The sequence below is a fragment of the Ignavibacteria bacterium genome (genome assembly GCA_013177855.1).
In the GTDB taxonomy this organism is placed as follows: Bacteria; Bacteroidota; Ignavibacteria; order Ch128b; family Ch128b; genus Ch128b.
On record JABLYA010000001.1, the window covers coordinates 1029131 to 1041792 of the forward strand.

Consider the following 12662-nt stretch of genomic DNA (forward strand, 5'->3'; position numbering starts at 1 on the left):
TTTAGCTTAAATATCTTTTGCAGTTGGAAAAGATAAAATTACAACTGTTCCAATTAGAGCAGCAAGTGCAATTATAAGTTTAACAATCGAACTTGCGTTCAAAAAAATGATTGACAGAATTACCATTAGCCACATTGCTGAAATGGAGTGAATTTTTCCGCGTAATGGAATTGTTTTGGTTTCAATAAAGTGCTTAACCTTTGAACCAAAAATTTTATTATTTATAACCCAGTTATAAAGTTTTTCATTACTTCTGATAAAGCAGTAAGCTGCTAAGATCATAAAAATTGTTGTCGGTAAACCGGGAACGAAAATTCCAATTAATCCAATTGAAACAAAGACTAATCCAAAAGCCATCAGTAAATATTTTTTGAGTTTTGTCATTTTTAGTTATTCCACTTTGATGTAAAATTTAGTTTTAAGCTTAAATATAAAAAGTTAACAATATTGTTAATTTAGTGTATTTGAATGTGAGAACAATATTGTAAATCAGACCTATCGCAATTCCTCAAAGTTTAACAGTAATTTAGACACTCCTTATCTCCCAACTGGAATTATATAAAGCGGCTGCTCATTCTCCGGAAGTTTCAAAGCCGCTTTCACCTTTTCATCGTAAAATGCACCAATTGGAACAGCACCCAGATTCAAAGCTGTTGCTTGTAAAAGCAAATTTTGAGCAGCATGTCCGACTTCAAAGTGAACATATCTTTCTGCACGGTTTCCATATTTACGAGATGTTCTCTCATAAACCGCCGCGATCACAAAATCTGCTGCCGCTTTAATAATTGATTCCTGCTGCAATGCTGAGTTGTAAAGAGCTTTTCTTTGATCGCCATCGATAACCTTCGTTAATGAATGGGTCTCTGGAATGTATTTATAAACTCCAGCTTCTAAATTTCTCACATTTCCAACAACTACATAAACTTCAAGCGGATACAAAGCTCCTGCAGACGGCGCTGTTCTCAAACCCCAATTCTTTTCTGTAATACCCTGTACCGACCACAGCAATTGGGAAATTTCATTGAGCAATAACGCATCGTTCTTGTATTCTCTAACAGATCTTCTTTTATTAAGAACTTCTTCAAGAGATATTTTACCTTTTATCTGAGGTGCAGGAAGCGTAATTGTTCCTTTTTGCAAATTCATTTTATCCTCCCCATTAATCTCTGCAGGTTTTAGAAATAAAAGTGTTGTTAGAAAAAATAAAATCAACAAAAAACCGTAAAGAAATTTGTGTTTAGAAAAATTCATTTTTTGACCTCCTTATTTCTGTCTTTTCAAAAACAAAAATATTTTTAATTAGCGTAACCATAAATGGTCACACTACCCAAACAAATACTGCTAAAGCAGTATGAAAATTTCAATCAAATCTCTTTTATTACATCTTTAAAATAAAATTAATGCGCTCACAATTCGAGTAAAATCATCTCAAATAAAAATCTGATTTAATAAATTCTAAGCCACCCCATATTTAATAATTTCCTCGCCAAATTTTGACTTTAATTTATCGATTATGCGTAGAATTCGACGCTCTTTTTCTTCTCGTGACGGGAACAAAGAAACCTGTTCTACTGACAGAACAAAGTTAGACAGATGAATACCAATCAATCTTATTGAGACTCTTCTTGTGTAAGCTTTGTGAAATAATTCTCTGGCAACAGAATAAATGATTTTGTCGTTATCAGTTGGTTCTCTGATTGTCTTTGTACGAGTAATTGTAACAAAGTCAGAGTATCTTAATTTAATTCCGATTGTTCTCGTAAGATAATTTTCTTCTCTTAATGAGTGTGCTGCATCTTCAATAAGTTCGAGCAAAGTTTTTTCGATAAACTCAACATCCGTTGTATCGGTATGATAAGTAGTTTCGCGGCTTATGCTTTTTTGCTCGTAATTTATATCAAATGTAGTTGAGCCAGTTCCACAGGCGTGGTCATGTAAAATTTCGCCATATTTACCAAAGATAAAAGAGAAATAAGATTTTGGTGTTTGTGCAATTTGACCAATTGTATAAAAGCCGCGAGTGTTAAGTTCTTTTTTCATCACTTCACCAACGCCGGGCATTGCTTCCACAGGAAGAGGTGAAAGAAATTCTGCTTCTTGACCAGGTACGACAAACGTTATTCCCTGTGGTTTCGCATAATCGGAAGCAACTTTTGCGACAAATTTATTTGATGCAATTCCAATTGAACAGGGGAGTCCGAGCTCATGTTTAATTTCAGTTTGAACTCTTGAAGCAAAAAAGTAAGGATGACCATAGATCCTTTCGCAGCCTGAAAAATCCAGGTAGAATTCATCAATTGATGCTTGTTCAACAACTGGGAAATATTTTTCAAGCAATTTCCTAACGGCTCGCGAAAAACGCACATATTCATCGTAATGACCGCGAATGTAAATTCCATTGGGACACAACTGATATGCTTTTCTGATTGGCATTGCAGAGTGAAGTCCATATTCTCTTGCTTCATAAGAGCATGCAGCAACCACGCCGCGTCCTTTTGGGTCACCGCCAACAATTACAGGTTTGCCTTCAAGAGATGGATCAAGGATTCGTTCAACCGAAATAAAAAATGCGTCTAAATCAAGATGAAAGATCATATCAATCTATGATTAAGAATGAATGATATAGGAATTAGAAATTTCTTTTTCAAACAGAGGAGAAAGTTATGATTTCACTCTTTCAAAGTTTTAATTAATGGATCTGGCAATTCCCCTATAATTAATTTCATCTCGTTGAGGTTTGATGCTTTTTTGAAATATCATTTGAAATGTTTTAAAATATGATAAAAAAGATTTTACACCAGAAAACAAAATCCTGAGAGGATGAAATTATTATAGATCAAAATCAACCACTCCACAATCCAAAATCCTGAAAGGATGACATTATCAAATTGTTCTTCTTATAAAAACTTATTTTAATCAATGTCTGAATAATTTAGCAGATAAATTGAAGTAATATCGAGATCTCTAATAAACTGTAAATTATCAGTCCAGTATTGATTCTAAAACAATCTCTCACCATTCATTTTTATTTCTAATTCTAATACTCTCGAGAATAGAAACGATTAAATTACAAACCTGGAATTAGGCGGTTTATAAAACTCCTTCAAGTTTGAGCAGCCATTTCTTGCGCCATAAACCGCTGGCATAACCTGTAAGACTGCCATCACTACCAATTACTCGATGACAGGGAATTACAATTGAAATTGGATTTTTGCCAATTGCCTGTCCAACCGCTCGAACTGCACTCTGATTTTTAATTCGTTTGGAAATATCTCCATAACTCAATGTTTTTCCATAAGGAATTTTCAATAACTCTTTCCAGACTCTTCGCTGAAATTCTGTCCCTGCAGGATTTAATTTTAAATCAAATGATTTTCTCCTGCCCTGAAAATATTCGTCAAGTTGTTTGATGCAATCCTGAATAATTTTACTGGATGAATCTTGAATTGATTTATCTTCTTTTTTCACAAAATCAATTCCTGTTATTCCTTTTTCGTCAGCAGAAATTTTCAGGATGCCGATTGGAGATTTGTAATAAGCAATTTCGATTGAGTCTTTCATAAAATTTTCCTTTTTGTTTCTCAAAAATAATTAGTTTAGGGAAGGCTATAAATTGAAATTTGAAATTTTATGGATATTAGTTTTTAATTTTCTCTCGCGGATTTCGCAGATTAACGCAGATAAATTTTTATGCAATTGCGAGCAACTCTTAATTTCATTTATATCAATTGCAATTGCTAAAACTTCACTTCATCAGAACAAATTTCTTCGATTGAACAAACGAACCACACTTTAACTGATAAATGTAAATGCCTGAAGTTAGATTGTATTTATTGGCATCAAACTCTATTTCATACTCTCCAGGTTGCTTTGTTTCATTCACAAGTGTTGCTATTTCACTCCCAAGTAAATCAAAAACCTTTAGATTTGTGAAATCGGAACTTGCAATCGAGAATTCTATCTCTGTTTCCAAATTAAAGGAGAACTAAACAATCAAATATCTTTTTAATCGTCTTTTTTATTTCAGTTTAACCTCAAAGGAAAAACAAAAAATTAATTTTGTGGAATCAATAATTTTAATCTATCTTAAAGCTTCGGTGAAATAACTGAAAGCATTTTCAGAAACTCAAAATCTTCAAGGAAGACACCAAGTATCGCAAAGATTAAAAAAACCTTATTATCTATCTTGCTCAATCTAGAGCTTTTATATTTACCGCACATTTTGTTAACTGATTCTTTTTCCTGTCAAAACTATCCTCAAGATAGAAGCTAACTTTTCTGCCAGTAGTTAGTTTTTCTTTTTTGCTTAAAAAATCTTTTGCCTTAAAGTAATAAGCTTTTTTGTCATCTGTCTCTATAAATCCAGATTTACCATCGGCGAATATATTTTTTATTTTTCCTGTCAATTGTGTTTGTCCTTCAAATCTTAATTTCTCCCAAAGTGGTTTAAGCTCTTTTAAAATCTCTCCTTCATCTCTGATTGAATTGACATTAATTTGATATTCATTAACCAGTTGAGTTAGTTTGTTATCAATTTTCCAATTATGTTTATTTCGTATAGAATAGATTAATTCAATATGAGGTTTAATATACTGATTGAGTTTTTTTACTTTCAATAAATCTATCAGCCAGCCATAAAGTTTAATTTTGCTTTTTGATTCACCGAAGTTAAGAGCGCTTTTAACCGCATACTTGAGAGCTTCATCATATCTTTTTTGGGCATATAAAATTTCCGAAATATCTTTTTCAATAAACCACTCTGGTTTAGTGGAATAAATATCCATAAGCAAGTTGAAAGCTTCTTCATAATCTTTTAATCCTGATTGAGCGAGTGCAATGTTTCTTTTGAGCCAGACTTCATTTCCATAATGAAGTTTGGAAAAAATATTAAGTGCCTTTTGGGATAACTCAATACATTCCCGATATTTTCCTTTTTCAAGGAGAATATCAGACTTGGTCTTATACCACTTCTCTTTATCCGAAGCTATTTCTCTTCCCGGGTTATCCTGGGAACTTACTTTTCTAACAGCTTCACTTAATTTGTCTGGATTTAATTTATCGAGCCACTCAGAAATTTTATCGGGATTATAATTAGGCTTATCAGTTAAATAATCGATTACTTTGAAACAGGTGATTGTGTATGGAGAAAATTTGTCATCTTGATTCGTTAATTCCGTTATTGCATTTGCTGCTTTTAAAAATTTTTCCTCGTCCTTGATTTCATCTTGTCTAATTTCTGTGTAATAGATACACCATGCGTAAGTATTTTTGATCTGATTAAAGTCAGGATAATGTTTATAAACTTCTCGACTTATTTTCAATCCTTCGTTGTATTGACCTGTTTTTTGCAGGCAATATGCATAACCCCAACCAATCCATTCATTGCAATCATCTCTAAAATTCTCCCATAAGTTTTTATAAATCGGAAGAGCTTCCTGAAATTTTTTCTCCTTTCGGAGTTGTTCTGCTTTCTGTTTCAACGAGTTAAAGTCTGACATTTTTTGCCCCTTAATAATTACAATAATGATTTGTTTAATGATAAAATGTAACAATGGATCAGGTTTCTTCTCACTTTACTCCACCCTGTAATAATTTTTGCATTTCTTCAATAACTCCCGTTGATCTAGTATAGAGTACCTCAAATTTCGTAAAAACTCCTTTGCCATTATAGTAAAACTTCACCACCATTGTTAAGCCCCCTTTGGTGAATGTATATATCTCATGATAACTTTTGTGTTCTATGCCGGCTATTTTAATTCCCTGCTCGTCTACTTTCTGTTTGATATTCTCATAAAATTCTTTCAGGAATGGTTTATCTTCGGGAAATTCAAAACTTGGTTCGTCGGCTGGAGTGCCTGAGTCCTCGTCTCGAACAATTATTCTCTTACCTTCCAGAGTTTTAAGTAATTCAAAAATTTTATTTATCCAATCGGTAATAGTTTTAGCCTCACATTTAACCTTGGATATTTTACCCTTATTGTTATAGTAAATTATAAAGAATGCTTCTTCATCCCTATAGGAAAAATAGTAGTGTTCACCATACTGATGATGTTTAATTTTTTCAATTGAAATTTCCTCATCTTTTATTAAATCAACAACAACATAAAAGATGTTTTTTAAAATCTCAGGATGATCTGGGAATTCAAAAGGAATCTCCGTCGGGAGATTTTTTCTGTCAAGTATAATCATATCTTTTTCATAGGTTATAGGAGATCTCTTTTCAACCTGAACGATTCCGGTATCTATTTTTAGATTAGGTTCATTAATCACATAAATTTTTTCTTTGCCCCTTGTTATAGCAGTGTAAAGCCATCTGAAATAATTTGAATTTCGATATCCAACGGGAGAACGACAATTAATAAAAACATTTTTCCACTCTCCGCCTTGTGCTTTATGACAGGTAATCGCATAACCAAATTTTAGTTGGAGAGCATTGAACCAGACATCATCTCTAAGCGCTTCTTTAAATTCAATAGATTGAGGTTTTAGCTCTGCGTTTCGCATTTTGAAGTCAACATAAAGCGCCTGCAATTCTTCCTTTTCAAGAGTCGGCTTATCTGAAAAGATTAGATTCTCTATCACCTTTGCTGAAATTTCATCTACTGAATAGTCAACTCGAGCCGTTATATCACGGAAGCATAATTCAATTTTTTGTTCTTTAATTTTTTCATGTTCATCCTTAATTTTAATTGTGACTGGAATTACTTGCCTATCCCCAACAGAGGTTATCTCAAGAAACTCTCCGTTTAACAAATCATACTTATAGTTATTTCTTACAACAACTACCCGATCACCAGGTTTTAGATCTTTATCTCCATTCCATAGATTTTCTCTTATCCAATTGTTGTACTCGTAAACCTGAGAATTCGTATATGCTATTATTATTGTATCGTTTTTGTTATAGCCATTGAAAATTCGGAAATACACTCTATCCATTTCACCGGCTTTTATACTTTGAACATCTCTATCATTTGAATCAATATAAATCTGACCAAAATTATTTTTCTTTAAATAATTACGAATTCGAAAAGCATTACTTAAAATTCCACTTTCTCTTTTCTGTCTTACGATTTCTGTCAGCTCAAATTCGTCGACTGTAATCCCATAATTTTCTAAGAGATAATCTTTATCCAGCGCCGGTGAAGTTGCCATATTGACAGGTGCAAGCTGACATTCATCACCGATTAGAATTAATTTTCGTCTTGATTTATAATCAAAATATTTAATGTATTTAATTAAATCTTTCAATACTCTCCCCGAACCAAATCTTAAGTAAACATCATCAGCGTATTGATCGGAGATCATTGAGGCTTCATCAACAATATAGACCGCATCTTGATTACTATTGTTTATTCTAATATCAAAATAAAATTTTATCGCCTCGGTCCCATCAATATCTTTATGTTTTTCTTCCTCTATGACCGTGGTTGAGTAAATCATTCTATGAATAGTGGAAGCATATTTACCCGTCCGATCTGACAAAATTTTTGCTGCTCTTCCGGTTGGTGCTGCAAGATGAAATTCTCGATTAATTGAATTGAGATAGTCCGTCAGACCTTTAGTGATAAAAGTTTTACCTGTACCAGCAGCTCCTTTAATTATGAAACAAAATGTATCGCCCTGTAAAAATTTGTCAAGGTTTTCTACTAATTCTCTTTGCCCCTTAGTGAGATTGTAATCTGAAAAAAACTTTTTTAAAGACATAGACAAAACATGTATGGTGAAAAATTTTTAAGCTCGGATTTAACTTAAAAAATTTATTTTGTTAATCAAATCGTTGGGGATGAATTTTCTTAGCTGAACTCAAGATGGATGAATTCCCTTCGCCACTGGAGAACTTTTTTGAAATTCATTGAAAAAATTAATCCAGAGCTTACTGGAGAGATCAATTAAAATAGTTTGCAAATTGGTCATTTCTTCATCATTCTATAAACTCCCACAACCGCGCCAACAATTTTGAACTTATCATAATCGGCTTTTATCTCAATCGGCTTGTAAGCTTTATTTTCTGATTTCAAAATTATTGTCCCATTTTGTCGGAAAAATCTTTTCACAACTGCCGAGTCATCAAGAATAGCAACCACAATTTGCCCATCGGTAATTGTCGCATTTGGATTGACAATGATTATGTCTCCATCAAAAATATAAGCGTCTTTCAAACTATCACCTTTCACTCTTAGAAGGAAAGAATCTCGTGGAATTCTCACAATTGACGGAAGTTCAACTGTATCAATTGCATCAGGATAAATTACAAGGGGATTTCCTGCAGCAACTTCTCCAAGAACTGGTCTGGGGATAAAAAGTTTATCAGAAATAGTCAATTCTATCCCGCGGGCAAGTTTTGGATTCCGTTTGATAAATCCTTTTTGTTCAAGTGATCTGAGATGCTGTTGAACTGTTGCTCGATTCTTATAGCCAAAATGTCGAGCAATTTCAGCCAGTGTTGGCGGAATTTGTTTTGTTGCAATCATATCAATTATGTAATCGAGAATTCTTCTTTGAATTTCTGTGAGTTGTTTTGCCATTTTCTCCTCCAGGGAAAATTTTTTATCACACCTATTGCCTTGAGGTTTATGCGAAAAACAAAGTACTGGGAAATTATAAAGTTATGTTTTGAATAACGAGTTTGAATTTTACTCGGACAATCCCGGTTAATTATGTTTCTCTGGTCTAATTTTCTACAATTGAATTCAATCTCGGATATGCTTTCAACATCGTTTCGGGAATCTTTACTTTCATTCTTTCATTAAGCAAATGCATCAATTCAAATGCATTTGCAACACCCTTACCCTGAGGATGATTGTTCATAATGATGAAAACTTCTTTCACTTTATCAAAGACTTCCTTTATCTTTTGTGATATTTCTACAAGTTCACCCATTGAATAAAGATAATCATATCTCAGGCTCTGTTGTTTGTAAGCTTCGTCAGGATCGTCCAATGTTTTTTCTTTTCCAAAGCTTCGTATGGAATGCAGCCAGGCTTCTTTGTTTCTTCCATGAAATCGGATGTATGCCCTGCCATTTGTAACAATTGGTTCAAATGGCAAAGCCTCGCCAATTTGCGGCTGATCAATTGTGCAAAAAGTGAGATCAAGTTCGTTGAAAAATTTATAAACATCTGGATTATTCCATGATTTGTGCCGCACCTCAACAAATTTATTGTAGTCTTGAAATATCTCACTGAGCTTTTGAAGATACTCAGCAGCTGCATTACTAAACGCAAACGAATAAGGAAACTGGATTAATATTCCCCCGAGCCGATTTGCTTTTGCAAGTATTTCAAGATTTTTTGTAAAAGCTTTGATGTTTTCATCGGTGAATTTTCTTTTATGAGTAAAATCCTGATGAAGTTTGATTGTAAAAACAAAATCATTTTTATCAGAAACTTTACCAACCCATCCTCTTGCTGTAGATGGAGAAACATAAGTGTAATAAGTGGAATTTACTTCAACACAATTAAAGTATTGAGAGTAGAACTCGAGCCAGTCATAATCTCTCGATTGTTGTTGTGAATAAAATGGTCCAATCCAATCTTTGTATGACCAGCCTGCTGTGCCGATGTGAAGTAACGAACGGGTATGCAAAGACGGAGGAACAGGAAAGTCTGCCATAATGGTTTAGTATGTTTAGTTATTTATCGAAAGTTAATTTAAGATTTTAATCGGCAAGAAAAAATTTTTGTAGAGGCACTCAGCCGAGTGTCTCTGCAGTGAAGTCTAATCTGTTAAGATTTTTTTACCTTAGGTAGACAAGCTTCTTTGTTGAACTAAACGAACCTGAACGTAGTTGATACAAATACACTCCCGAACTCAATCCATACTTACTCGCATCGAATTCAATTTCATATACACCAGGTTGCTTTGGCTCATTGACGAGCGTTGCTAATTCTCTACCGAGTAAATCGAAAACTTTCAAGGTAGTAAATCCAAAACCTGTGGTGAGTCCGCCTTGGTTGTTCGAACCATCTGAGATCGAAAATTTTATTTTAGTCGTTGGGTTAAATGGGTTAGGATAATTTTGGCTGAGGGAGTAACTATAATTTTTATTTACAATTTTATCTTCAACATTTGACAGTGTAGTATCTTCGAATATTGTTAAGTATTGGTTTACAGGCAAGTTATAAATGATTTGCCTTATACCACTTGGCCATTGAATTATAAGGCTATCAACTATATTTGAGTTTCCCAAGCCAAAATGAACAGGTAGCATACTCTGGGGTACATGTTTTGACCCTGCATATCTAACTTGTTGCAGATGCTTAATGCCTGCTGAGCTGTAAGAAGATAATTTACTCCCTATGCCATCGCGGTTACTTTTTATTCCAACTAAATTAATCACTATCCAATTGTTGCTACCATCATACCTATCTGAGAGGTTATTTCGGTACAAGAAATTTTCATAATTGTTATACGGTTGCAAAGCTTCATTCCCCGCATATATATCAAGGTCTCCATCACGGTCAAAGTCTAATATTACTGCATAACCGCCATGGCGTAAATTCCCGCTATCTGGTATTATATTTACAAAGGTGTTATTTTTTTTATTTATGAACAAGAAATCTAATGAATCATTTTGTGAAATATAGATATCCAGATAACCATCATTATTGAAATCAGCCATTGAGGGTCCACCGTAACTAACATTAATGTTAATTCCTGCAGCGGTAGTTATATCTGAGAACGTACCATCATTATTATTTCTGAAGAGTTTAATAACATTTGCCGGATTTGTAATTATAAAATCTATATCCCCATCATTATCGATATCACCAAAGTCTCTTTCACCCTTTATGAAAAAGCCAGCGGATGATAATGGTAGAAAATTTGTTGTTCCTTGGTTTAAATAGATATCAGTAACAAGATATCCGATTTGTGGAGGACGTCTTTGAAGCATTAAATCTGGTTTGATGTCATTGTTAAAGTCTGCCCAAAAAACTCTGAATGAATGTGGTAGCCCAAATTCAATAAGATTTTTATCCTCAAAGACATTATTTCCTTTATTGATCAAAACCATAGAATACTCTAATGATTGCCAAGGATAGTATGTCATTAGAATATCTACTAAACCATCATTATTCAAATCTAAAGTGTAAGCTCCCCTCGTGATATCCTGAGGAAAGTTAAAGCCATTAAGAATTTTAATTGGGGAAAAACTACCAATTCCGTTGTTTATATAAAGTGTATCATTTCCAATATATAAATCTAAATCACCGTCGTTATCATAATCACCAAAAGCTACACTATGGCCGTGAAATCCATGACGCCGGAGTCCGGATTCATCGTAAACATCCCTAAATGTACCGTTTCTGTTGTTGAGAAATAAATAATCATTCTGCCCACTACTTCCCCAAATATCTCTTGCAACATAAAGGTCTAAATAACCATCTCTATTTATGTCTCCTACTGCTAGATAGTCAGCAAACATTATATTTACCCCAGCTTGCTGGCTTATATTTGTAAAAGTTTGTGATTGTATTTCTGATATTAATAATATTAAAAATAATATAATCTTTAAACTAAACTTCATGGTAAAACTCCAATTATCTAAAATTAATTCAGAGGCATCCATGATAGATGCCTCTCTGAGTCAAAATATTACTTCGTTAGTAACATTTTTTTTACCGAAGTAAATCCGTTCGATGTTAATCGGTAAATGTAAGTACCGCTTGGTAGAGTTCCTCCATCAAACGTTACTTCGTATTTACCTTGAGGTTTTACTTCATCTATAAGTGTTGCAATGTGTGTTCCTAAAATGTCGTGCACGGTTAATAAAACTTTACCAGTCTCTTTTATAGAGAAACGTATCTTAGTCTGCGGATTGAAAGGGTTTGGATAATTACCGATTAAATTATATTCCAAGTTGCTAGCTACAAAACCCCTCTTCTGCATCGAATTTCCTCAATCCAATGAAACTGTGCTTGAAAACTCTGAGACGTGGTAAGTTCTATCAATTGCCTTGAGTTTATATTCAACATCGTAAGGACCAGAGCCTGCACCGTAAATGTTATAATCTGTATATGAATTAACATTTCCATTAGTTGTTGCAATACATGACCAATTTTCCCAATTGGTAATTTTTTTTCTTCTCCACAACTGATAAGTTCCATAAGGAAAATTGCTAACATCCTCTTCAGGGCTTAAGTTCCAAGTAACTTTTGCGAAAGACTCGCCCCCACTAACAACTGTAGTTACTTGAACATTCTCTGGTGTTGCCGGAGGTCCGTTCGATGCATATCCCCCAACAAAATCACTAAATTGGGCTGAATCGAAAAAGTATAAAAATAGAATATCTTCTTCAGCGGGTAATGTATAATTACCACTACCATTGAATGGTGAGCTCGGACCCAATGCAATATTCCATGTTAGGTTTTGATCATAGTTAGAATCTTTTCTTGCAATCGTAAATTTAATTGGTGTACCTGGTATTCCTAAATAGGTTAAATTCCACTGTGCATCGTAATTACCCAATCTTTGTCTATGAATCCTTCCAACACCTTCTTTTGTTCTTACAATTCTATCAGGGTATTTTAATTTATAAATTACAGTACCATACTCTGTTGAGATTCCTCCTGCAACATCTTGGGCATATGTGGAAGTATAGAATATTAATATTAGTGATGTTAAAAAATTGAAAAACTTTTTCACTTTTTCTTCTTCTGTAG

The 12662-nt window shown here is 33.7% G+C and carries 12 protein-coding genes; all 12 read right to left on the minus strand.

What is annotated here, in order from left to right; all coding sequences use genetic code 11:
* Nucleotides 1-6: 6 nt before the first annotated feature.
* The 12 genes from HPY57_04315 to HPY57_04370 all read right to left on the minus strand — a co-directional run bounded on the left by HPY57_04315 (nucleotide 7) and on the right by HPY57_04370 (nucleotide 12645).
* The gene (locus tag HPY57_04315; GenBank protein ID NPV10997.1) at nucleotides 7-384 is read right to left on the minus strand and encodes a YbaN family protein; all 378 of its coding nucleotides are present in this window, start codon (nucleotides 382-384) and stop codon (nucleotides 7-9) included.
* Between the two features lie 153 nt (nucleotides 385-537).
* Complete coding sequence (locus HPY57_04320; protein NPV10998.1) at nucleotides 538-1251, minus strand: SagB/ThcOx family dehydrogenase; 714 nt, start codon at nucleotides 1249-1251, stop codon at nucleotides 538-540.
* A gap of 204 nt (nucleotides 1252-1455) precedes the next feature.
* Complete coding sequence (gene dinB, locus HPY57_04325; protein ID NPV10999.1) at nucleotides 1456-2595, minus strand: DNA polymerase IV; 1140 nt, start codon at nucleotides 2593-2595, stop codon at nucleotides 1456-1458.
* 495 nt (nucleotides 2596-3090) lie between these two features.
* On the minus strand, nucleotides 3091-3561 hold the full coding sequence (locus HPY57_04330) for a methylated-DNA--[protein]-cysteine S-methyltransferase (GenBank protein NPV11000.1): 471 nt from the start codon (nucleotides 3559-3561) through the stop codon (nucleotides 3091-3093).
* A gap of 184 nt (nucleotides 3562-3745) precedes the next feature.
* Entirely contained in the window at nucleotides 3746-3973 is a 228-nt protein-coding gene (locus HPY57_04335) for a T9SS type A sorting domain-containing protein (protein ID NPV11001.1), read from the minus strand.
* A 217-nt stretch (nucleotides 3974-4190) separates the two neighbouring features.
* Nucleotides 4191-5498, minus strand: a complete 1308-nt coding sequence (locus HPY57_04340) for a hypothetical protein (GenBank protein NPV11002.1) — start codon at nucleotides 5496-5498, stop codon at nucleotides 4191-4193.
* Nucleotides 5499-5568: 70 nt separating this feature from the next.
* Nucleotides 5569-7704, minus strand: a complete 2136-nt coding sequence (locus HPY57_04345) for an AAA family ATPase (protein NPV11003.1) — start codon at nucleotides 7702-7704, stop codon at nucleotides 5569-5571.
* Between the two features lie 206 nt (nucleotides 7705-7910).
* Nucleotides 7911-8525: a transcriptional repressor LexA gene (gene lexA / locus HPY57_04350; protein NPV11004.1), complete on the minus strand. Its 615-nt coding sequence runs from the start codon at nucleotides 8523-8525 to the stop codon at nucleotides 7911-7913.
* Between the two features lie 145 nt (nucleotides 8526-8670).
* On the minus strand, nucleotides 8671-9612 hold the full coding sequence (locus HPY57_04355; protein NPV11005.1) for a DUF72 domain-containing protein: 942 nt from the start codon (nucleotides 9610-9612) through the stop codon (nucleotides 8671-8673).
* A gap of 124 nt (nucleotides 9613-9736) precedes the next feature.
* Nucleotides 9737-11569, minus strand: coding sequence for a T9SS type A sorting domain-containing protein (locus HPY57_04360; GenBank protein NPV11006.1), 1833 nt, complete (start codon nucleotides 11567-11569; stop codon nucleotides 9737-9739).
* A gap of 26 nt (nucleotides 11570-11595) precedes the next feature.
* The gene (locus HPY57_04365; GenBank protein ID NPV11007.1) at nucleotides 11596-11889 is read right to left on the minus strand and encodes a T9SS type A sorting domain-containing protein; all 294 of its coding nucleotides are present in this window, start codon (nucleotides 11887-11889) and stop codon (nucleotides 11596-11598) included.
* A 9-nt stretch (nucleotides 11890-11898) separates the two neighbouring features.
* Nucleotides 11899-12645 carry a hypothetical protein gene (locus HPY57_04370; protein NPV11008.1) on the minus strand — a complete coding sequence of 249 codons (747 nt, stop codon included), beginning with the start codon at nucleotides 12643-12645 and terminating at the stop codon, nucleotides 11899-11901.
* Nucleotides 12646-12662: the final 17 nt, after the last annotated feature.